The following is a 21,722-nucleotide window of genomic DNA, read 5'->3' on the forward strand; positions in this document are numbered from 1 at the left end:
GCGCTACTGGTGCCACTGGACCTCAAGGTGCTCAAGGTAACACGGGTGCTACTGGTGCCACTGGACCTCAAGGTGCTCAAGGTAACACGGGTGCTACTGGTGCCACTGGACCTCAAGGTGTTCAAGGTAACACAGGTGCTACTGGCGCTACTGGACCTCAAGGTGTTCAAGGTAACACAGGCGCTACTGGTGCTACTGGACCTCAAGGTGTTCAAGGTAACACAGGCGCTACCGGGCCTCAAGGCATTCAAGGACCAACGGGTGCTACCGGCGCTACTGGCATAGGAGTTACTGGACCTTCTGGACCTTCTGGTGGACCTACCGGACCTACTGGGCCTACTGGACCTAGCTTCCCTATAGCAACAATTGTTGTAACAAACAATATTCAGCAAACAGTACTGCAATTTAATAATTTTATTTTTAGTACTGCAATTAACGTAAACAATATTATCTTCAACGGCACAGATACAGTTACTGTTATTAACGGTGGTATTTATGTAATTAGCGTATCCATTTCTACAACTGCGCCAGGATGCGCTCCACTCGGAGTAGGAATTTCAATTAATGGAGCAGTCGCAACTGATAATTTCTCTTCAAATTTAATAGGCGACTCACTTTCATTTACTACAATAGAAACATTAGCAGCTGGTGCAAGAATCTCTGTCCAATCTACACTTAATGAGATTACGATCCCTGCAACAGGAAATACTAACATCCGCCTTACTGTATTTAGAATCGCTTAAATTTCACTATATATTGTTTATGACAAATAAAAAAAGAGCGAGGAAACTCGCTCTTTTTTGTTATGTACAATAATTCATTACTATTCTAATTCAATTGAAACATTTTTTTGTGGTACAAATGTAGAAATTGCATGTTTATAAATAAGCTGTTGCTTACCTTCTGTTTCCAGCAGGACTGTAAAATTATCAAATCCTTTAATTAGTCCACGAAGCTGGAAACCATTTAATAAGTACAGCGTAACAAACGTATTTTCTTTACGGAGTTGATTTAAAAACTGATCTTGAATATTGATTGATTGCTTCATGTCGAATCCTCCTCTTTTTCTCTACTTACTATTATTCGACTTTACTTGTAACTTTCCTTCTATGTATCGTAAAATTTCTGACGTTTTTTCACCGTTTGTAACATCAAACCACGTGACATCCATTTTATTACGGAACCACGTTAATTGACGCTTTGCATAACGACGCGAATTCGTCTTTAATTGTGATACCGCATCTTCTAAAGAAACTCGATTCTCAAAATAATCATAGATTTCTTTATATCCAATCGCTTGAATAGATTGACAATCTCGTATCCCTCTATTATACAGCCCTTCTACTTCCTCTAATAGGCCTTGTTCCATCATCAAATCCACTCGTAAGTTAATGCGATCGTATAGCATTTCTCGATCCATTGTCAAGCCAATTAATGAAACATCATAGAGTAACTCTTTTTCTTGTTTCTCAATTTGTTCACTCATTTTTTCACCCGACGTGTGGAAAATTTCTAACGCCCGAATGACACGTCGTACATTATTTGCGTGAATACGCTCCGCACTTTCTGGATCTACTTCTTGCAATTTTTTATGTACATATTCCACACCGCGTTCTAAAGCTAACTTTTCCATTTGCTCTCGGTATATCACATCACCAGCATCATCTGTAAACTGATAATCGAATAAAACAGATTGTATATAAAGACCGGTCCCACCAACTATAATTGGTAATTTACCACGTTCTGTAATTTCTCGAATATGCTTGCGAACACGTTCTTGAAATTCCGCGACAGAAAATGAATCTTCCGGATTTTTTATATCGATCATATAATGTGGAATTCCGTCCATCTCTGCTTTTGTTACCTTTGCAGTTCCAATATCCATCGTTCGATAGATCTGCATGGAATCACCACTAATAATTTCACCGTTCAACGCTTTGGCAAGATTGATACTTAACTTCGTCTTTCCAACAGCAGTTGGTCCAATGATGACAGCAACTTTTTCACGTTGCACTTCTCCCATATCATTCAACTCTCTTTATGTAATATACTCCATCTATTGATTATACCCAATCTTACCAATTTTAACGGCATGATTGCAAGTTCTTTCATTTCGGTACATGAAATTACACAGAAAAAAGAACATAGTTTGTCCAATTCTGCATATACATGATAAAAATAGTTTCGAGAGGATGAGTTAACTATGAAACAATCCACCATCAATTTTTCATCTTTGACAAAAGACCTCATTTTAGCTACTTCTATAAAAGAACAAAATTGTTCACAAGAGGAATTATACTTCGCCCTAAATTGTTTACTACGGGCTTTTCATTCTACCCTCCATGAAACAACATTACATCCAGAAAATAAAAATACAGAATATATACAAACGCAATTTTGCAGTGCATATAAAATTATTACAGGTAAAACTATTTATCCATTTCAATAATCCATAAAAAGCGGCTGCTTACATAATTTCAAGCAACCGCTTTTTATATTAATATCGATAACCTATTGTATAACTTTCACTTTTACAGATTTGCGCCCCCAGCTATTAGCACTACCATCTGAACCGACTAATACATCAATACGATTTCCTTTAATCGCACCACCAGTGTCTCCAGCAATCGCTTCTCCATATCCTTCTACCCATACTTTTGATCCAAGCGGAATTACTTTCGGATCAACAGCAATTACTTTCATATTTGGATTTGCTGTTAAATCATGCCCCATTGCAGTTAATACACGACCACCATACGAACCATTCTCACTCGGATCTGCTGTATATGCCGTCGCTTCTACTGTAATTTCACGACCACCAGTAGGCGCACTTGTTTCAGTAGATTTTGCAACTGGTTTTGCAGCCGGTTTTTCTTTTACCACAGGTTTACTTGATTCTACATTCTTAATAGAATCGTTACTCTTAACAGACTCTTTATTCTTAACTACTGTATTATTTTTAACCGGCGTATTTGTTCTAGCTGGCGCTTCTTCTTGAGCTACAACCTCTTTCTTTTCGATTACAGGTGCTGTTCCTGTTAAAAATGGCACGTGAACATATCCAACTTTTCCATTGTAGTCGAATTGTAACCATTCATTTTGAACTTGATTCGTCGTTTCAATCACATCATTTTTATTAAGTTTACCTAAAATTTCAGAATCAGTATTCGCTCCAGCACGAACATTTAATACGCCCGCCGTTACATAATATGTGCTCTTTGTAAAATCGGCACTTACAAACGCTTCCTTACCGTTCAACTTAATTTTTGTCCATCCATTTTCTGTATTTATAACATCTAGTGTATTCCCACTTAACACTTTACCTACAAGCTTTGACTCTACATTTGGGTTTTCTCTAACATTTAATACGTCTGTTGTTACAATTGTTTCCGCTTTAGCAGAACCCGCAAAAATCCCAAGACCAAAAACTGCTGCTGTTGCTATACCTAATAATTTTTTCATGAATAGCCTCCATTTGCTTTGTTTTCGTATTTTCATTATAGCAACAGATTTTTAGAATTTTTAGAAATCACACAATTACAAAGCATTCGTAATATACGATTAACGAGTTGTAACATAAATTTCCATATTAATAAAATGTATTTCTCATACAATCTCCAGTGGTTTTCATATATTTTTCATATACGAGCACAAGAACTTTTTTCCAGAAAAAATTACAGTGTTACTTTTTTGTTACAAAAAATTCACAATTCGTTACATCTTTTACCAAAAAACATCAATATTTAATTGTTAACCTATTTTTTTGTAATAAAAAGAGAGCAGCTACTAAAAGCTGCTCTCTTTTCATTTGTTATTGAACTTTCTTTTTCCAAACACCTAGCATAATAGCCGAGACAATCGTTCCAATTAATATAGAGAAAATATATAGTAACGGTTTATTTACTAACGCTATTACAAATAATCCACCATGCGGTGCTGGTAATGTAATTTGGAATAACATAGATAACGCACCTGCAATACTTGAACCAACAACACAACTTACGATTACTCGAACCGGATCTGCAGCTGCAAACGGAATCGCACCTTCTGTAATGAACGATGCTCCCATAATATAATTTGTTAAACCAGATTTACGTTCCGCTTCTGTAAACTTTGATTTAAAGAATGTAGTTGCAAATGCAATCGCAAGTGGCGGTACCATACCACCAGCCATAACTGCTGAGTGCACTCCAAAATTCTGTGCTTCTATTGCAGCAATACCAAACGTAAACGCCGCTTTATTAATTGGACCACCCATATCAATTGCCATCATACCACCTAAAATAAGACCTAGTAATATAGCATTCGTACCGTTTAAACCATTTAACCACCCTGTCAACATTTCATTTAATGCTACTACAGGCGGAATCACTGCTTTTTGCATTACAACTCCTGTAATCAATAATCCAAAGACTGGATATAACAAAACAGGTTTAATTCCTTCTAATTGTACTGGTAGTCCTGAAAATAATCTTTTCAACCCTAAAACAACATATCCAGCTAAGAAACCAGCAATTAATCCACCTAAAAAGCCAGCATTCGCATTCGCCGCTAAAAATCCACCTACAACACCAGGCATAAAACCAGGACGATCAGCAATAGAACTCGCAATAAATCCAGCTAAAATTGGTACAAGGAATAAAAACGCACCTGTTTTTCCTCCACCAATTGACATGAACAATTCAGCTAAAGGACCTTCCGCCTTTATACCACCAAACGAAAACGCTAGCGCTATTAAAATCCCGCCGCCAACAACGAACGGAAGCATATTACTTACGCCATTCATTAAATGCTTATAAATTCCTAATCCTTTTTCTTTTTCCGTACTTTCTGCCTTTCCATCTTCTTTTACACCTTTAAAGATTGGTGCATCTTGCTTTACAGCTCGATTAAGAAGTGTTTCCGTTTTTCTAATCCCATCAGCGACTGGTACTTGAATGACATGTTTACCAGCAAAACGATTCATTTCTACTTGTTTATCCGCCGCAACAATAATAGCTGTTGCACGTTCAATATCCTCTTTCGTTAAACCGTTTTTAATACCTGTCGATCCGTTTGTTTCAACTTTAATCGCTATTCCTAACTCTGTCGCTTTTGCTTTTAAGCTATCCGCTGCCATATATGTGTGAGCGATTCCAGTTGGACAAGCTGTAACAGCAAGTACGTACGGTTCATTTACTTCTGGTTTTGCGACTTCAATCTCTTCTTCTTTTTCATTCTCTTTTTCATCAAATAGTTGAAGAAGCTCACTTTCATCCTTTGCTTCTAATAGTTGCTTGCGAAACCCTTCATCCATTAATAATGTCGATAAACGAGACAACGTTTCTAAATGAGTATTATTCGCTCCTTCACTTGCAGCAATCATAAAGAATAAGTGTGCTGGCTGTCCGTCAAGCGACTCATAATTGATACCGCTTACACTTCTACCAAAACAAATCGATGGTTGTTTAACAGCCTTTGTCTTCGCATGAGGTATTGCAATACCTTCCCCTATTCCAGTCGTACTTTGGGACTCCCGCTTTAAAATAGCTTCTTTAAATTCCATTTTACTATTTAAACGATTTGCCCCATTTAATTTCTCAACTAATTCATCTATGACAGCTTCTTTATTTGAAGCTGTCAAATCCATAATGACTGTATCTCTTTTTAATAGTTCTGTAATTTTCATATGTTGCTTCCCCCTATCGCTTAGCTACAATTACTTGCGACAATAATTCTTCTACTTTTTCCTTCTTACATAAATCAGCTGAAAATGCTGTTGCACTCCCTGTTGCAACGCCGTATTGAAATGCCTTTTCAATATCTTTTGTCTGTTCATATTTGCCTACAAACCCTGCAACAAGAGAATCTCCGGCCCCAACTGAATTAATTACAACACCTTTTGGAACAGTCGCTTCATATATACCTTCTGCCGTAAATAATAAAGCTCCCTCTCCAGCCATCGATACGATAACGTGTTTTATACCTTGTTCAATTAATTTTCTTCCATAAGGTAAAACGTCCTCTACTGTTGAAAGCTCCACTCCAAACAACTCACCAAGTTCATGATGGTTTGGCTTAATTAAAAATGGCTTATTTTTAATTACATGCTGCAGTGCACTTCCACTCGCATCGACTACTACTCGAATACCTTTTTCAGCTCCGAGCGCTGCGATTGATTCATAAAAGGTAGTTGGGATAGATGCAGGTACACTTCCAGCTAGCACAACGCAATCTCCCTGCTTCATACTTTCGATTTGTTTCATTAATTGTTCAAATTGCTCATTTGTCACATTAGGACCTTGCCCATTTAATTCTGTCTCTTCTTGCCCTTTTATTTTCACATTAATTCGGGAATCTCCGTCTACTTGGATGAAGTTTGTCATTACGCCTTCCGCCTGTAATACACCTTTAATAAATTGACCGGTGAATCCACCAGTAAATCCAAGTGCTATATTTTCCACACCTAAACGATGGAGAACGCGAGAAACATTAATCCCTTTTCCTCCAGGAAACTTCATATCTTTCTCTGCTCGATTGATTGCGCCTAAATCAAAGGAATTAACTTGTACTACATAATCAATAGATGGGTTTAAAGTAACTGTATAGATCATTGTTTATCAGCCTCAATTACATTGGTTTGTCTTTTATATTTTTCTAAATCAATTTCTAAATGGTTTGTAATAATATTTGCTTCTTCAACATTTGCAATTTTCGCAAATGCAACTTCTGAAAACTTACTTTCATCAATTAAGAAATATCCTTCGTTTGCTAATGTTAATGCCATTTGTTTTAAGAGCGCTTCTTCTGGATCTGGCGTTGTAAAGCCAAGCTGTTCATGTACACCATTTGCACCTAAAAAACATTTATCAAAACGATACTTCTGCATACTTTCCTGTGCCATAGCACCGATTAAAGCTTTCGTCCTACTCTTCATCATTCCACCTAGTAAATACGCACGAATATTATTTTCAACTAAAGCTTCAATATGCATAAGTCCATTCGTAACGACAGTCACATCTTTATTTATTAAAAATGGAATCATTTCAAATGTTGTACTTCCTGCATCTAAATAAATACAATCACCTTGTTCAATAACGCTAGCCGCATAATTAGCAATTTGTTGTTTTATTTGAATGTTTTTGGATGATTTTTCAACCATCGTTGGTTCTTGCCCTTTTCCTGTTAAAACAGCGGCACCACCATGAACTCTTTTTAATAACCTTTGCTTTTCCAATTGTGCTAAATCACGGCGAATTGTCGACTCAGAGCTTTCTGTTCTTTCAACTAATTGCTGTAATTTTACAACTTTCTGTTCTTTTACAAGTTGCAATATCATTTGATGACGTTCAGGAGTTAACATTTTATTCACCTCTTCTTTGATTACAGTATAATGAAAACGGTCACAAAAATCAACCACAAACAATCAAAAATAATCAAAAACACCCATAAACATTTATAAACAGCAAAAAGAAACCTATTCGATTAAACAATCAAATAGGTTTCTTTTCTAAATTCACTTATAAAGAAGCTTTATATATACTTAAAACATCATCTTTATTTAATTTTTTAAAGTTACCAAATTCACCATACGCCATCGCTTTATTAGCCATTATATCAATTTCATTTTCTCCAATACCGTAATCAGCTAATGTTGCTGGCGCTTCAATTGAAGTCCAAAATTGACGCAGTGCCTTAATTCCTTCTAAAGCCACTTCTTTATCTGTTTTGCCATCTGTTTCTATATCAAATACACGAATAGCGAACTGTTTAAAACGACTTACATTTTCCTCTACAACATGTTTCATCCAGTTCGGGAATAAAATCGCAAGGCCACCCCCGTGTGGTATATCATGAACAGCAGAAACTGCATGCTCAATATTATGAGTCGCCCAATCTCCTTTTACTCCCATCGCTAAAATGCCGTTTAACGCCATAGTACCACAATATAAAATAGTTTCTCTATGCTCATAATTTTCTAAATCACTTAAAAGCTTAGGTGCTGTCTCAATTACTGTTTTTAAAACAGCTTCACAATAACGATCTTGTAGTTCTGTATTCGTTCCATGATGGAAATATTGTTCTAATACGTGCGACATAATATCTACCATACCGTAAATGGTTTGATCTTTCGGTACAGAAGTAGTATGAACTGGATCTAAAATTGAAAACTGCGGGAAAGTAACTGGGCTACCCCATCCATACTTTTCATTCGTTTCCCAGTTTGTAATTACCGAGCCTGCATTCATTTCAGATCCTGTTGCTGCAAGAGTAAGTACAGTACCAAATGGTAATGCCTCATTAGCAAATGTTTTTTTCGTTACAATATCCCATACATCTCCATCGTACTTACTACCAGCTGCAATTGCCTTCGTACAGTCGATCACACTTCCTCCACCAACTGCTAAAATAAATTCAACACCATTTTCTTTACAAATTTGAATCCCTTTCTTTACAGTTGATACACGTGGATTCGGTTCAACACCTGTCAATTCAAATACTTCTGCATTTATATTCTTTAAAATAGAAATTACATTATCATAAATACCGTTTCTTTTAATGCTGCCTCCCCCGTATACGAGAAGAACTTTTTTACCGAACTGTGGAATTTCAGTTTTTAACTGCTCTAATTGACCTTTACCGAAAATAAGTTTCGTTGGATTACGAAATACAAAATTTTGCATATTCCTTTACCATCCCTTCTATATGAAAAGCAACTATACTTTTGTATACCATATTTTTTTCATTTCACAAAAATATTTGCTTAATAAAAAAATCCCAGCCTACAGGCTGAGATTTTTTATTGGTAATAAGGTGAGATCATTAAGTAAACAATAACACCAGATAAACTTACATATAACCAAATCGGCATCGTCCAACGTACAATTTTACGATGACGTGTTAATTGATTTGTAAAACCAAATACAAGTGCAAACAATGCAAGCGGTACAATAATTGCCGCCAGGATAATATGTGTAATTAAAATGATGAAATACACATATTTAATGAATCCTTCTCCGCCAAAATGTGTTGCTGGTGCTAAGTAATGATAAGATAAATAAGAAACACAAAATAGCAACGTCGTTGTAAATGCTGCCAGGATGAAACCACGGTGCATTTTCACATTCTTCTTAATAATAGAGTATAGAGCTGCTAATAAGAATACGAACGTAAAGCTATTAAAAATTGCATTTAACATTGGTAAAATTGTTACATCAAAATGTAATTCTCCTTCATAGCCAACAGGTCCAAAGAACAAAAATAAAATAATCGCATTTACAATTACAGAAAGCGTTATCACAATAGGAGCATAGCTTTTCTGATTTGTTGATTGATCCACCAAAATGGTCACTCCCTCTTCCTTCAAATATGTATACGTAACCTCACTATTTTAACATACTATTCACAGTGTAAATGTGACAATAGTTTGACACAGCAAGATAAGACAAAGAAAAAATCCTTCTTAATAAAACTTCTTAAGAAGGATTTTATCGCTTTATTATTCAAATAGCAACGCGATTAGTTTTTGTTAAAAAATGTATCGCTATATGCTTGAAAAATTTCAGACACTTGATATCCCATTAAAGAAATTGCTGTTAATGAAAAGAAACCAATCATAAGAAATCGAAACCACATATAAATCTCCTCCTTGTATTTAGCTTAAAAAACATTCGCTATATTACAAGTTGAGTGGCACTCTTCATCGTCACTTTCCTTTTTCCTTACAATTGCTGTAATAAATCGAATCATAAAGAAAATAACAAAAGGAATTTGTTCGTAATTCACATTGGCATAGTTTAGCAACGGCTCGCGCTGCATATCGAACGGGGATGAGAAGGAATAGAACATACCTTGCTCTTCCATATATACAATTACAATTTTCATGCAAAATACGATTCCTAGAAACGAAACAATATCTTGCCATTCTGTCGTATATAACAGGTTATACAGCTCTAATACGTACTCTTCCATTATCATCCCCCCCTTCCTTTTTTACCATTTTGCTCGCCTTCGTATAAAAAGTCAAGAAAAAAGTTTATATCCACTATGACAATAGTAATTACTTGTTTCTATGATTATATATGATTCTTTTATAGCAATGACTGGGTGTAACTCTCTTCGAAAATTAGAAAATTAGAATCGAACAGATTCCTCATTCTTACTTTTAGGATTCAAAACTGTGCTATTTTTATTTCTATTAAAAATAAAATAAGAAAGTATGATAAGAACAGTAACAAACATTGTTAAAAGTGCTTGTGAACGTAAAGTATCAATTGCGAACATCGCAACTAAAACTGCTATAATAGCAACAATTGTAACATACGTTACATACGGAAAAAGCCACATTTTCACTTTCAAATTTTGTTGTTCCACTTTCCCCATTTTTTTACGCATCTTTAAATGCGAAACTGCAATAACGAGATAAACTAGTAACGCAATCCCGCCAGATGCATTCACTAAAAACAAAAAGACTTTATCTGGAGAAATGTAACTAAACACAACGCCAATATAAGCGAAGAAAGTTCCAAATAAAACGGCCCGAACTGGAACACCACTACTGTTCAATTTCAAAAACGCCTTTGGAGCATCTCCTCTTTCTGCCATCGAAAAAAGCATTCTTGAGTTTGTATATAAACCCGAATTTAAACAAGAGAGTACAGCTGTTAAAACGATAAAATTCATAATTTGTGCCGCAGCTGGTATTCCTATATGTTCCAATACAGCTACAAATGGACTTTTTAATATGTTTGCTGAATTCCATGGCAGTAGCGTAACAACTACCGCTATAGACCCAATAAAAAATACAAGAATACGCCAAATCACACTGTTTGTTGCTGTTTTTACTGCTTTTACAGGTTCTGCAGATTCACCTGCGGCTACCGCTACAATTTCTGATCCCATAAATGAAAATATAACGACAGTAATTCCAAGCAGTACCGAACTTATACCGTTTGGCATAAATCCACCTTGTCCAATTAAATTCGAAGTGCCGGGTGCTTCTGTTCCTGGAACAAATCCTAAAATAACAGCAAGACCTAGACAAAGGAACAAAACAATACTTATTACTTTAATAAAAGAAAACCAATATTCAAACTCTCCAAATGATTTCACCGAAAAAACGTTCGTCAGCGTTAATAAAATTGTTAATATTAAACTTAATAACCAAAGCGGTATTTGTGGAATCCAATATTGGATAATACCAGCACCTGCTGTGGCTTCTATTGCAATAACAATTACCCAAAAAAACCAGTATAACCAGCCTATTGTATAACCCGCCCAAGGACCAATCGCTTCTCTTGCATACGTTGCAAATGAACCACTTGTCGGATTAACAGCTGCCATTTCTCCTAGCATTCTCATGACGAAAATGACTAGAAGTCCTGCTAATGCATATGAAACGATAGAACCTGGTCCTGCCGAATGTACAACTGCACCACTTCCAACAAACAAACCAGCCCCTATTACACCGCCAATTGAAATCATTGTAATGTGACGTATTTTGAGGTCTTTCTTTAGATTTTTATCCAAATCTTGTACATCCCCTTCCAAACTAAATTTTGAAATTTATGTAAGAGTACTGTGCGAAAGATTTTGTCCTATACTTTAAAATATATCAAAATATTCTGAATTCAACAATTAAAATTCAACCTCCTTCAAAAATTATTACATTAGGTTTAATACTTTCCCATACACAATTGTTGAGAAAATTATAGTCCCTTTACAAAAGAAAGAATTTTCAGATATTATTAAATAAACAAGATTATACATCTAGACAACTTTTTGTATAGGAGTGTTGATATGTTAAACAAGTTCAAATTTTTTTGTTGTATTTTAGTAATGTTCTTACTTCTACCGTTATCCCCTTTCCAAGCACAAGCAGCAAACAATTTAGGTTCAAAATTACTCGTTGGATACTGGCATAATTTTGATAACGGTACTGGCATTATTAAATTAAAAGACGTTTCACCAAAATGGGATGTAATCAATGTATCTTTTGGTGAAACTGGTGGTGATCGTTCCACTGTTGAATTTTCTCCTGTGTATGGTACAGATGCAGAATTCAAATCAGATATTTCTTATTTAAAAAGTAAAGGAAAGAAAGTAGTTCTTTCAATAGGTGGACAAAATGGGGTCGTTTTACTTCCTGACAATGCCGCTAAGGATCGTTTTATTAATTCCATACAATCTCTGATCGATAAATACGGTTTTGACGGAATAGATATTGACCTTGAATCAGGTATTTACTTAAACGGAAATGACACTAACTTCAAAAACCCAACTACCCCTCAAATCGTAAATCTTATTTCAGCTATTCGAACAATCTCAGATCATTATGGTCCAGATTTTCTATTAAGCATGGCCCCTGAAACAGCTTATGTTCAAGGCGGATATAGCGCATATGGAAGCATATGGGGTGCATATTTACCAATTATTTACGGAGTGAAAGATAAACTAACATACATTCACGTTCAACACTACAACGCTGGTAGCGGGATTGGAATGGACGGTAATAACTACAATCAAGGTACTGCAGACTACGAGGTCGCTATGGCAGATATGCTCTTACATGGTTTTCCTGTAGGTGGTAATGCAAATAACATTTTCCCAGCTCTTCGTTCAGATCAAGTCATGATTGGGCTTCCAGCAGCACCAGCGGCAGCTCCAAGTGGTGGATACATTTCGCCAACTGAAATGAAAAAAGCTTTAAATTATATCATTAAAGGAGTTCCATTCGGAGGAAAGTATAAACTTTCTAACCAGAGTGGCTATCCTGCATTCCGCGGCCTAATGTCTTGGTCTATTAATTGGGATGCAAAAAACAACTTTGAATTCTCTAGTAACTATAGAACATATTTTGATGGTCTTTCCTTGCAAAAATAACAAAGTAAAACTATAATTAGCCCTCATCAATCGGACATTTATGGGCAATCAATGCAGGATAAAAACAACAATAGGTCCCTTTATAGGTCCTATTGTTGTTTTTTACTTATGAAAATTACTTTGTCACATCTAAAGTTTTAAGAAACTCTTTTCCATCGACCAACATCGCACGTTCCTTGGAATCATATTGTTAAATATTCTAGTTACTATTTTGCTTCAACACAAAAATTGAAAGTTCAGGTACACTACAAAATCTAACAGGCATCCTAGTAGTCCCAATGCCACGATTTACATATAAATATAACGGCTTACTCTTCCCCTCTACTTCATACATACCTTCAACGTAGTGCTCAGCTAGTTTGGTAGTAATTAACGGACCTACAAAAGGAATTTGGACTTGTCCTCCGTGACTATGTCCTGACAGTTGAAGATCAACTGGGTAACGATTTATTTTGGTTACAACATCCGGCTCATGTACTAATAACATGTTGAAATCATTTTGTTTCAAGTTTTTTAAAGTTGAATCTATTTGCGGCTTCCCTAATAGAAAATCATCCAAACCTGATATTATAATATATTTGCCGTTTTCCACTTTAATTTTCTGCACTTCATTTACTAATACAGAAAAACCAGCTTCTTCCATATATTTTTTGTAAAATAAACTACCGCCCCCGCCCCTATCATGATTCCCGAACACAGCATATTTCCCTAAGGGCGCGTAAATTTTCTGCAAAATAGCCTTCGCTTCTTCTCTTTCCGCACTATAAGATCCAAATTTATCTATTAAATCTCCGGTAAAAACTACTATATCTGGATGTAATTCATTCATCTTCTCCACTAAATGTTCAAGTTGCTTCAGTGTAAACTCTGGCCCTAAATGTACATCTGAAAACTGTAATATTTTTTTATTATTAAATTCTTTAGGAATTGCAGAAGCTTCTATTTCATTCCATGTAACTGTTACTAGTTTTCGTTCTATTTCTGTCGCATAATAATACAAACTTACTGGTATCATTAATATACTTATAAAACTAATAATAAATATCTTTACGATTGATTTTTTTCGTTCTTTTTTTACATGATTCGTATTCATGTTTTCACCTCTAGAAACACTTTAAATCCTTATTGTTACATTCATGTGACAACATGAACAATGTTATTAATATGTAATTTCCTCCCTATTCACTTTGACAATTTTATACAGAAGTCATAACATATTTCTATAATACATAGATTTTCGAAATTTTTTTCTATTCATTCCATCATTTTATTACGGAGGGGTTATTCATGTCTGTATTTACACCAGAAGAAATTACGGAACTTGCTGCTAATTCCGGAAGAAAAAAAGCTCATTTATCATTGCTCCCTATGTTAATTCTCGGTTTTTTTGGCGGTGCTTTTATAGCATTAGGGTATTTACTCGATATTCATGTTATTGGAACAATGCCAAAGGCTTGGGGATCATTTACTAGTTTTCTAGGCGCTGCTGTATTCCCTATTGGCCTTATTCTCGTTATTCTTGCAGGCGGTGAACTAGTAACTGGTAACATGATGACAGTTTCTATGGCCTGGCTTCAAAAGAAAATTACTTTATTTTATTTCATACGAAATTTAGTTATTGTTACATTTAGCAATTTCATAGGGGCTGTATTTGTAGCCTACTTTTTCGGTCATATCGTTGGCTTAACTGAAGGAGCTTTTTTAGCAAAAACTATTTCTATCGCTCAAGCGAAACTACAAGATACACCATTGCAAGCATTTATTTCTGCAATCGGATGTAATTGGCTCGTTTGTTTAGCTGTTTGGCTCAGTATGGGAAGTAAAGAATTTATCGGAAAGATTATCGGTATTTGGTTCCCGGTTATGACTTTTGTTGCGATTGGATTTCAACACGTTGTAGCCAATATGTTTGTCATCCCAGCCGCGATTTTTGCCGGTCATTTCACTTGGGCTGAATATTTTCCAAACTTTATTTTTGTTTTCTTTGGAAATTTAGTAGGAGGTATGTTATTTGTAGCACTACCTTACTTCATATCTTATAATAAGAAACTACCTGCTCATCAAGAGAAGACTGAAATGAAGAACAAATCTCTGTCCGCTTAAATGGAATGTCTATAAAGTGCCCTAAAAAATATTACAAATTTCATTTTTTTTGCGAATATATGTACGTACACTTGTTCTCGAATGTTTTATACGTTATAATAACAACTTAAATAGCATTATTTACATATGAGGTGAAAAACATGAACAAAACAGAATTAATTAAAAACGTAGCACAAAATGCTGAGATTTCTCAAAAAGAAGCTACTGTAGTTGTACAAACTGTAGTAGAATCAATCACTAACACTTTAGCTGCTGGTGAAAAAGTACAACTTATCGGATTCGGTACATTCGAAGTTCGTGAAAGAGCTGCTCGTACAGGCCGTAACCCACAAACTGGTGAAGAAATGCAAATCGCAGCTTCTAAAGTACCTGCTTTCAAAGCTGGTAAAGAACTAAAAGAAGCTGTAAAATAATGAAAAATATCCTTCTCATTTATGAGAAGGATATTTTTTTCATAACATAATTAATAAAAATCTGACCATTATGTTGTTTCTTTTGTTCTTTTATGCAAATAAAACCTTTACTTTCAAAAAAAGGTTTTGCGGTAATGCTCGCCTCTGTATATATCTCCCTATGCCCTAGGTTCACTGCTTCTTTTTCTAACTTCTGTAGTATGTATGAAGCGACTCTTTTCCCTTGATAATCTTTATGCGTAAATAAACGATCTACGTAACGATCATCGTTATAATCCCCAAACCCCACAATCACACCTTTATGATCCGCTACATAGCTAATATTCTTTTCTAAAGACTGTAACCAATTTTCTCTATCTAGTCGCTCCGGTGCCCACGCCTGTAGCTGTAACTCATTATAATCTTTCGCATTAACCGTATGAACTGTTTCATAGAACAATTGTAATACTTGATCTAAATCTTCTTTCTGGAATGTTCTAATTATAATATCTTTTAACATATATAAGTCTCCTTACGAAACTACCTCTTAACTTTTCTACTACATACGATTCTATATTTCTGCTTTATTATATCGTTTTAATTTCTATACGAACAAAAAAACAATACTTATTCAAAGTATTGTTTTTTAATTCTATTCAATTACTTAATGTAGCTCTTTAAGATTTTAATTTAACTCTTTGTAATCGTAATGCATTTAATACAACGGATACAGAACTAAATGCCATCGCTGCTCCAGCAACCCAAGGGGCTAAGAAACCTAATGCCGCAATTGGAATTCCTAACGCGTTATAAGCTAATGCCCAGAATAAATTTTGTTTAATATTTCTTATCGTCATTTTACTCATAAAGATCGCATCAGCAATACTATTTAAGTCACCGCGGATTAACGTTATATCCGCTGCTTCCATCGCTACATCCGTTCCCGTTCCAATTGCCATACCAATGTTCGCTGTAGCAAGAGCAGGAGCATCATTTATCCCGTCTCCAACCATCGCTACTTTCTTACCATTTGCTTGCAGTTTCTTCACTTCTTCTGCTTTTCCTTCTGGCAATACTTCTGCAATTACGTGATCAATACCAACTTGCTTTGCAATTGCCTGAGCAGTTTGTGTATTATCTCCTGTAATCATCACAACGTCTAGACCCATTTTTTTCAGTCTTGCGATAGCTGCTTTTGAAGTATCTTTTACAGTATCTGCAACGGCAACTATACCAGCATATTCTTTATCGATTGCAATAAGCATTGCTGTTTTTCCTTCTCGTTCTAGCGCTTCCATTGATTTAGAAACTTCTTCAATATCAATATTGAATTTCTTCATTAATCGACGTGTACCAATTAATAAGTGTTTTCCTTCTACAACTGATTCGATACCAAATCCCGGAATCGCTTCAAACGTTTCTGAACTTGGGATATCAATTTTCTTTTCTTTAATTCCTTCTACAATCGCTTCTGCAAGTGGATGTTCAGAATTTCTTTCTGCTGCCCCTACTAATCTAAGCAGTTCATTTTCATTGAATCCATCTGCTACAATTACATCTGTTAACACCGGCTTCCCATTTGTCACTGTACCCGTTTTATCTAAAATAACCGTACCTAATCGGTGCGTTGCTTCTAAATGCTCTCCACCTTTAAATAAAATACCATACTCTGCTGATCTTCCTGATCCTGCCATAATAGATGTAGGCGTTGCAAGACCTAATGCACATGGACAAGCGATAACAAGTACTGCTATCATTTTCTCAAGTGCTCCGCCAAAATCACCAGGTGTAACAAATATCATCCATACTGCAAATGTGATAATCGCAATCACAACTACAACCGGTACGAAAATACCTGAAATTTGATCTGCTACCCTTTGAATAGGAGCTTTTGAACCTTGTGCCTCTTCTACTACTTTAATAATTTGAGCTAATGCAGTATCTCTTCCTACTTTAGTTGCTTTCACTTTTAAAAATCCATTTTTATTTATTGTCGAACCTATTACTACATCCCCAATTGACTTATCAACAGGAATACTTTCACCCGTTAACATCGATTCATCAATTGCTGACTTTCCTTCTACAATCTCACCATCTACTGGTATTTTTTCACCAGGCTTTACATAGACGATATCACCAGCTACTACTTCTTCAATCAAAATTTTTATTTCTGTTCCATCTCGCACAACTGTAGCTGTCTTCGCTTGTAAACCCATCAATTTTTTAATTGCTTCTGATGAGCGCCCTTTTGCTTTCGCTTCAAATAATTTACCTAAAATAATTAATGTAATAAGTACCGCACTCGTTTCAAAATATAAATCTGTCATATGTTTCGAAGAACCAATAGATTGAATACTTAAATATACACTATAGAAATACGCGGCCGACGTTCCAAGCGCCACGAGAACATCCATATTCGCACTTTTATTACGTAACGCTTTATAAGCTCCAACATAAAACTGTCCACCAATGATAAATTGAACAGGGGTTGCAAGTGCTAGTTGCACCCAAGGGTTCATTAACATATCCGGTAAATAAATAAACGACGTAAATGAGAAATGACTAACCATTGCCCATAATAATGGGAAAGATAAAATAAACGAAATAATAAACTTCTTCTTTTGTCTTTCAATTTCTTGTAATCGATGATCAGTTGATGCATCTTGATCATCTGGTTTCACTTCTAATTTATATCCTAGCTTCGTAATCGCACTCTTCATTTCATTTACATTAACTTCATCAGGATTAAAGTCTACTGTAGCTGATTCTAAAGCAAAATTTACTGTCGCTTTGTTCACACCATCTAACTTATTTAAACGCTTTTCAACTCTATTTGCACATGCTGCACATGTCATTCCTGAAACAGTAAATTCAGCTTTATCACTTACAATTCCATATCCTAACGATTCAACTTTTTCTTTAAACTGTTGCGGATTTGTTTTAGTTGGATCGTACATTATTTTTGTTTTTTCAAGTGCAAAATTTACATTCGCCTCATGAACACCTTCTACTTTTTTTAGACCTTTTTCAATTCTATTTGCACATGCCGCACATGTCATTCCTGATATTTGAAGATTGGCCTCTTTTTTTTCATTCATGTCTCTCACCTCTATATACCCTTATGAGGTATAATTATTAGCAAAATAAATCGTACTTCATTTAAAGTACGATTTATTTCCATATCTAAAAATAATTATTGAACATCGTATCCTTGGTCTTCGATTACAGCAACGATATCTTTTAATGTTACGGCAGACGAGTCGATAGTAACTTCAACAGTTCCTTCTGCTAATTGAACCTTCACTTGTTCAACACCGTTTAGCTCTTTCACACTGCTTTCGATAGCATTTACACAATGTCCACAAGACATACCTTCAACTTGTAATGTTAACTGTTCCATTTAAAATCCTCCTCTTGTTTCTTCATTCTTTGTTAATCACAATTACATCTTACCATACCCCCCTAAGGTAATCAATGGTTTTGTATCATGATTTTTCAATTATTTTCTAAAAGTTTATTTTACACACACTTTTTCACATCAATACCCCGAAACCTTATTATGAAGGTAAACAAAAAAACAAGCCAGTGACATACTAGCTTGTTTTTACGCTTTTGAAAAACGTTCAAATACAGTCATTAATTCTTCAATTGCTTCGTCACCATTGCCATCTTTAATAGCACCTGAAACACAATGACTTGTATGGTTTTTTAATACACCCATTCCTACTTTTTTCATCGCTGCATTAATCGCTGAAATTTGCACTAAAATATCCACGCAATAACGATCATTTTCAATCATATTTTGAATACCGCGGACCTGTCCTTCAATTCTCTTTAATCTATTTATAATTTGTTCTTTTTCTTTTTCTGATCTATGTGTTACCGCTTCATGCTCTTTATGACCCATATTATCACCTTCTTAAAGTTTCTCTTCATCCAATAAAACAATTGCTTTTACGAGTATACCAATTATAGCATTAATTATCTATGTATGATACCCCATATGAGTATATTTCCGCTTTATGATTATTCTTAACAACGCATTAGCTTCTTAATCTCAATTTTCAGTATACCCTTTCTTTTTTTCAAAAAAATCATTATATCTCTCATCAAAGTTCAATAAAATGAAACAAGAATAAGCGGGGATTACCCGCCCCCGCTTATTCTTTGTCTATAATATTAAAAACTTAATTTTCAGCTATTTAATCCAAGAGTTTTTTCTTTCCATATATGATTATTGCTGATCGCATACTTTTGTATCATTCACTACTGAAGTTCCTTCAACGGTTACCGTATGAAAACAGTCATTTACTCGAACTGTTACAACATTATCTTGCCGGTCAATGATATGATATTCATTAAAATTTTTATTCAGAGCACTGCGAATTTGTTCTCCTTCATAAATTGGGATGCCATGCGATAGAACCCAAATAAGTCCAGCGATAGCAAGAATAGTTTTCATACGATCTACCTCCTTGGGAATATAGTGAACTTTTAATCCATACTTTTTCAGCTCTACAAATCATGATCGGAATAAACCGAGCCTTTTTGGAAATAAGTTCATTTCGTCTATTTTATGTTTATGCTAATTGTGACCGTTTTGTGACAACTTTTTGTCTCTTTAGACGAAAAGTTGAAACAAAACTTTCAAAAAGGACAATTCTACATATCAAAAAAGGTTATGGAATGTTTCATCCATAACCTTTTTTCCTATATGTAACTAATAAATCTCAACCCTTTACTTAAAGACGTCGGCACAACAGATGCATGATTCTCCCCTTCAGCTTCATAAAACTTAAATTTAAGTTTATCGTGGTTTACTTGGAGAAGGCGCTCTGATAATTCATTTGCACCTACAACCATATGCTCTCGTTCTAGTGACCCAACTGTAAGGAACACTCCTGTTTCAAACTTAGCATTGTTTAATTCATTTATAAGGTTCTCTTCTTTTTCAAGTACGGATTGGTTATTCCACCATATAGATGGACTACTAATAAAATAATTTTGAAAAGCATTTAAGTTTGTAAATAGTATATAAAGAGCAAATAGTCCACCTAAAGAATGTCCAAATAACGTTTGCTTACTTTTATCGATCTCAAAATTCTTTTCAATTTGTGGTTTCAGTTCTTCTTCAATAAAAGTAAAGAAATTATGTGCTCCTCCTGTTTTAGGCCACGGTTTACCGTCTGGTTTTAAAGGGGCATCTTTTGAAATTACGCTAGGCGTAAAATCATAACATCTTTCTTCCCCTGAAAATGCGCCTTCAATTGGATAACCCAATCCTACTATAACAGCTGGTGAAACACCGGTTTTTTCCGCTCTTACTGATTGTATTTTAACTGCTTCATGAAATGTTTGAAAAAAGGCATTGCCATCTAATACATAAATGACAGGATATCCTGAATCCGGTGCTGGTTGCCTCGGCTTTGAAATATGAATTTGATATTCCTTACCTTCTAATTTTGAATACATTTTCCACTGTTCTGTATTAGATGTTATAATCTGCTGTTTTTCAACTGTAGTATTCACCCTATCCCCCCCTTTTTAACTTGTTACATATATTTCGATTTTTTCTTCTTGAGATACAACGCTATCATAACCGAAACAAACAGGAGCCCCGTTATACGGATCTATCATGACACGTGCATCAATATGAAATACTTCTTTTAATACTTCATTTGTAATGATTTCTTCTGGGCTACCAGTTGTAACAATTTCTCCTTCCTTCATTGCAATAATTTCATCTGAAAATCTTGCTGCATGGTTAATATCATGTAATACCATAACAACCGTACAATTATGTTCTTTATTTAACTTCTCCACAATTTGTAATACATCTAATTGATGAGACATATCAAGGTATGTAGTTGGCTCATCTAATAGCAACACTTCTGTCTCTTGTGCTAATGCCATCGCTAGCCATACCTTTTGTCTTTGACCACCTGATAAATTTGCAATTTGTCTCGTTCGAAATTCAGAAGTTTTCGTTATATTTAATGCCCAATCAATCATTTCTTTATCTTTTGTCGTTAACTTATTTACGTTATTTCGATGTGGATAGCGTCCATAAGAAATTAATTCTTCCACTTTAAGTTCACCTGGTGCAATTGGAGTTTGCGGGAGTAAAGCTAACTGCTTCGCAATTTCTTTCGTTGAAATTGTATGTAAATCTTGCCCTTGCAAATATACTTTTCCGCTTTTTTGTTTTAAAATTCTTCCCATTGTTTTTAACAATGTCGATTTACCGCAACCGTTTGGACCTATAATTGTCGTTACTTTTCCTTCTTGTATTTCCACATTTAAATCGCGAAACACTGTAAGCTTTTCATAACTTGTTTCTAAATTTTTTGCACTTAAAATACTCAC

Annotated in this window: 23 protein-coding genes; 5 read left to right on the plus strand and 18 right to left on the minus strand. The window is 35.0% G+C overall.

Features of this window, described 5'->3' with window-relative positions; all coding sequences use genetic code 11:
- Window positions 1–743, plus strand: a 743-nt coding sequence (locus tag HFD78_RS22650; protein WP_191968113.1) for a Gly-Xaa-Xaa repeat protein, incomplete at its 5' end; no start/stop codon positions are given.
- 80 nt (window positions 744–823) lie between these two features.
- Here HFD78_RS22650 and hfq read toward each other — a convergent pair.
- A complete protein-coding gene (gene hfq / locus HFD78_RS22655) occupies window positions 824–1,048 on the minus strand; it encodes an RNA chaperone Hfq (protein ID WP_000813896.1) in 225 nt (74 codons plus the stop codon).
- 21 nt (window positions 1,049–1,069) lie between these two features.
- On the minus strand, window positions 1,070–2,023 hold the full coding sequence (gene miaA, locus HFD78_RS22660; protein WP_000504957.1) for a tRNA (adenosine(37)-N6)-dimethylallyltransferase MiaA: 954 nt from the start codon (window positions 2,021–2,023) through the stop codon (window positions 1,070–1,072).
- Window positions 2,024–2,203: 180 nt separating this feature from the next.
- On the opposite strand from miaA, the gene HFD78_RS22665 reads away from it, so the two are divergent.
- On the plus strand, window positions 2,204–2,449 hold the full coding sequence (locus tag HFD78_RS22665) for a hypothetical protein (protein ID WP_000814426.1): 246 nt from the start codon (window positions 2,204–2,206) through the stop codon (window positions 2,447–2,449).
- A gap of 62 nt (window positions 2,450–2,511) precedes the next feature.
- Here the strand turns inward: HFD78_RS22665 and entD are convergent, their stop codons facing one another.
- The 8 genes from entD to gabP form a co-directional block, all read right to left on the minus strand.
- A complete protein-coding gene (gene entD / locus HFD78_RS22670) occupies window positions 2,512–3,462 on the minus strand; it encodes a cell wall-binding protein EntD (protein WP_000734613.1) in 951 nt (316 codons plus the stop codon).
- Window positions 3,463–3,811: 349 nt separating this feature from the next.
- The gene (locus tag HFD78_RS22675) at window positions 3,812–5,668 is read right to left on the minus strand and encodes a PTS fructose transporter subunit IIABC (protein WP_000704599.1); all 1,857 of its coding nucleotides are present in this window, start codon (window positions 5,666–5,668) and stop codon (window positions 3,812–3,814) included.
- A gap of 13 nt (window positions 5,669–5,681) precedes the next feature.
- Window positions 5,682–6,593, minus strand: a complete 912-nt coding sequence (gene pfkB, locus HFD78_RS22680) for a 1-phosphofructokinase (RefSeq protein WP_000640827.1) — start codon at window positions 6,591–6,593, stop codon at window positions 5,682–5,684.
- Window positions 6,590–7,342 (minus strand): DeoR/GlpR family DNA-binding transcription regulator, encoded by a 753-nt coding sequence (locus HFD78_RS22685; protein WP_000957286.1) that lies wholly within the window; start codon window positions 7,340–7,342, stop codon window positions 6,590–6,592. The genes pfkB and HFD78_RS22685 overlap by 4 nt, the downstream gene beginning before the upstream one ends.
- A 157-nt stretch (window positions 7,343–7,499) precedes the next feature.
- Window positions 7,500–8,663, minus strand: a complete 1,164-nt coding sequence (locus HFD78_RS22690; protein WP_001179111.1) for an iron-containing alcohol dehydrogenase — start codon at window positions 8,661–8,663, stop codon at window positions 7,500–7,502.
- 116 nt (window positions 8,664–8,779) lie between these two features.
- Window positions 8,780–9,322 carry a DUF420 domain-containing protein gene (locus tag HFD78_RS22695; RefSeq protein ID WP_000228314.1) on the minus strand — a complete coding sequence of 181 codons (543 nt, stop codon included), beginning with the start codon at window positions 9,320–9,322 and terminating at the stop codon, window positions 8,780–8,782.
- Between the two features lie 317 nt (window positions 9,323–9,639).
- Window positions 9,640–9,957, minus strand: a complete 318-nt coding sequence (locus HFD78_RS22700) for a hypothetical protein (RefSeq protein WP_103595474.1) — start codon at window positions 9,955–9,957, stop codon at window positions 9,640–9,642.
- Window positions 9,958–10,113: 156 nt separating this feature from the next.
- Window positions 10,114–11,508 (minus strand): GABA permease, encoded by a 1,395-nt coding sequence (gene gabP, locus HFD78_RS22705; protein WP_000360110.1) that lies wholly within the window; start codon window positions 11,506–11,508, stop codon window positions 10,114–10,116.
- A 270-nt stretch (window positions 11,509–11,778) separates the two neighbouring features.
- Between gabP and HFD78_RS22710 the strand changes: the two genes are divergently transcribed.
- Complete coding sequence (locus tag HFD78_RS22710) at window positions 11,779–12,861, plus strand: chitinase (RefSeq protein WP_000932440.1); 1,083 nt, start codon at window positions 11,779–11,781, stop codon at window positions 12,859–12,861.
- 199 nt (window positions 12,862–13,060) lie between these two features.
- On the opposite strand, the gene HFD78_RS22715 is transcribed toward HFD78_RS22710, so the two are convergent.
- Window positions 13,061–13,954 carry a metallophosphoesterase gene (locus HFD78_RS22715; protein WP_001095339.1) on the minus strand — a complete coding sequence of 298 codons (894 nt, stop codon included), beginning with the start codon at window positions 13,952–13,954 and terminating at the stop codon, window positions 13,061–13,063.
- Window positions 13,955–14,148: 194 nt separating this feature from the next.
- Here HFD78_RS22715 and HFD78_RS22720 point away from each other — a divergent pair, with 194 nt between their 5' ends.
- Both HFD78_RS22720 and HFD78_RS22725 read left to right on the plus strand, forming a co-directional pair.
- Window positions 14,149–14,964 carry a formate/nitrite transporter family protein gene (locus tag HFD78_RS22720; RefSeq protein ID WP_000110530.1) on the plus strand — a complete coding sequence of 272 codons (816 nt, stop codon included), beginning with the start codon at window positions 14,149–14,151 and terminating at the stop codon, window positions 14,962–14,964.
- 140 nt (window positions 14,965–15,104) lie between these two features.
- The gene (locus HFD78_RS22725; RefSeq protein WP_001043904.1) at window positions 15,105–15,377 is read left to right on the plus strand and encodes an HU family DNA-binding protein; all 273 of its coding nucleotides are present in this window, start codon (window positions 15,105–15,107) and stop codon (window positions 15,375–15,377) included.
- Window positions 15,378–15,396: 19 nt separating this feature from the next.
- On the opposite strand, the gene HFD78_RS22730 is transcribed toward HFD78_RS22725, so the two are convergent.
- From HFD78_RS22730 to HFD78_RS22760, 7 genes are all read right to left on the minus strand, one after another.
- Window positions 15,397–15,876: a GNAT family N-acetyltransferase gene (locus HFD78_RS22730; RefSeq protein ID WP_000910158.1), complete on the minus strand. Its 480-nt coding sequence runs from the start codon at window positions 15,874–15,876 to the stop codon at window positions 15,397–15,399.
- A gap of 157 nt (window positions 15,877–16,033) precedes the next feature.
- The gene (locus HFD78_RS22735) at window positions 16,034–18,454 is read right to left on the minus strand and encodes a heavy metal translocating P-type ATPase (RefSeq protein WP_191968114.1); all 2,421 of its coding nucleotides are present in this window, start codon (window positions 18,452–18,454) and stop codon (window positions 16,034–16,036) included.
- A 95-nt stretch (window positions 18,455–18,549) separates the two neighbouring features.
- Window positions 18,550–18,756: a copper chaperone CopZ gene (copZ, locus tag HFD78_RS22740; protein WP_000436973.1), complete on the minus strand. Its 207-nt coding sequence runs from the start codon at window positions 18,754–18,756 to the stop codon at window positions 18,550–18,552.
- A 204-nt stretch (window positions 18,757–18,960) separates the two neighbouring features.
- Complete coding sequence (locus HFD78_RS22745) at window positions 18,961–19,263, minus strand: metal-sensing transcriptional repressor (protein WP_000509876.1); 303 nt, start codon at window positions 19,261–19,263, stop codon at window positions 18,961–18,963.
- Between the two features lie 327 nt (window positions 19,264–19,590).
- Window positions 19,591–19,818, minus strand: a complete 228-nt coding sequence (locus HFD78_RS22750; RefSeq protein ID WP_000849103.1) for a hypothetical protein — start codon at window positions 19,816–19,818, stop codon at window positions 19,591–19,593.
- Between the two features lie 248 nt (window positions 19,819–20,066).
- Window positions 20,067–20,885 carry an alpha/beta hydrolase gene (locus tag HFD78_RS22755; RefSeq protein ID WP_001098704.1) on the minus strand — a complete coding sequence of 273 codons (819 nt, stop codon included), beginning with the start codon at window positions 20,883–20,885 and terminating at the stop codon, window positions 20,067–20,069.
- Window positions 20,886–20,900: 15 nt separating this feature from the next.
- A complete protein-coding gene (locus HFD78_RS22760) occupies window positions 20,901–21,722 on the minus strand; it encodes an ABC transporter ATP-binding protein (RefSeq protein ID WP_000025773.1) in 822 nt (273 codons plus the stop codon).

The organism is Bacillus sp. EKM501B (assembly GCF_011800505.1).
Taxonomy (GTDB): Bacteria; Bacillota; Bacilli; order Bacillales; family Bacillaceae_G; genus Bacillus_A; species Bacillus_A cereus.

Bases quoted from the DNA above. Each gene is read 5' to 3' on its own strand.
- HFD78_RS22665 (WP_000814426.1), top strand. From the start codon at position 2,204: ATGAAACAATCCACCATCAATTTTTCATCTTTGACAAAAGACCTCATT.
- HFD78_RS22685 (WP_000957286.1), bottom strand. From the start codon at position 7,342: ATGTTAACTCCTGAACGTCATCAAATGATATTGCAACTTGTAAAAGAA.
- HFD78_RS22710 (WP_000932440.1), top strand. From the start codon at position 11,779: ATGTTAAACAAGTTCAAATTTTTTTGTTGTATTTTAGTAATGTTCTTA.
- hfq (WP_000813896.1), bottom strand. From the start codon at position 1,048: ATGAAGCAATCAATCAATATTCAAGATCAGTTTTTAAATCAACTCCGT.
- HFD78_RS22675 (WP_000704599.1), bottom strand. From the start codon at position 5,668: ATGAAAATTACAGAACTATTAAAAAGAGATACAGTCATTATGGATTTG.
- copZ (WP_000436973.1), bottom strand. From the start codon at position 18,756: ATGGAACAGTTAACATTACAAGTTGAAGGTATGTCTTGTGGACATTGT.
- HFD78_RS22725 (WP_001043904.1), top strand. From the start codon at position 15,105: ATGAACAAAACAGAATTAATTAAAAACGTAGCACAAAATGCTGAGATT.
- HFD78_RS22690 (WP_001179111.1), bottom strand. From the start codon at position 8,663: ATGCAAAATTTTGTATTTCGTAATCCAACGAAACTTATTTTCGGTAAA.
- HFD78_RS22745 (WP_000509876.1), bottom strand. From the start codon at position 19,263: ATGGGTCATAAAGAGCATGAAGCGGTAACACATAGATCAGAAAAAGAA.
- HFD78_RS22700 (WP_103595474.1), bottom strand. From the start codon at position 9,957: ATGATAATGGAAGAGTACGTATTAGAGCTGTATAACCTGTTATATACG.
- HFD78_RS22720 (WP_000110530.1), top strand. From the start codon at position 14,149: ATGTCTGTATTTACACCAGAAGAAATTACGGAACTTGCTGCTAATTCC.
- HFD78_RS22715 (WP_001095339.1), bottom strand. From the start codon at position 13,954: ATGAATACGAATCATGTAAAAAAAGAACGAAAAAAATCAATCGTAAAG.
- miaA (WP_000504957.1), bottom strand. From the start codon at position 2,023: ATGGGAGAAGTGCAACGTGAAAAAGTTGCTGTCATCATTGGACCAACT.
- HFD78_RS22735 (WP_191968114.1), bottom strand. From the start codon at position 18,454: ATGAATGAAAAAAAAGAGGCCAATCTTCAAATATCAGGAATGACATGT.
- HFD78_RS22730 (WP_000910158.1), bottom strand. From the start codon at position 15,876: ATGTTAAAAGATATTATAATTAGAACATTCCAGAAAGAAGATTTAGAT.
- entD (WP_000734613.1), bottom strand. From the start codon at position 3,462: ATGAAAAAATTATTAGGTATAGCAACAGCAGCAGTTTTTGGTCTTGGG.
- HFD78_RS22750 (WP_000849103.1), bottom strand. From the start codon at position 19,818: ATGAAAACTATTCTTGCTATCGCTGGACTTATTTGGGTTCTATCGCAT.
- pfkB (WP_000640827.1), bottom strand. From the start codon at position 6,593: ATGATCTATACAGTTACTTTAAACCCATCTATTGATTATGTAGTACAA.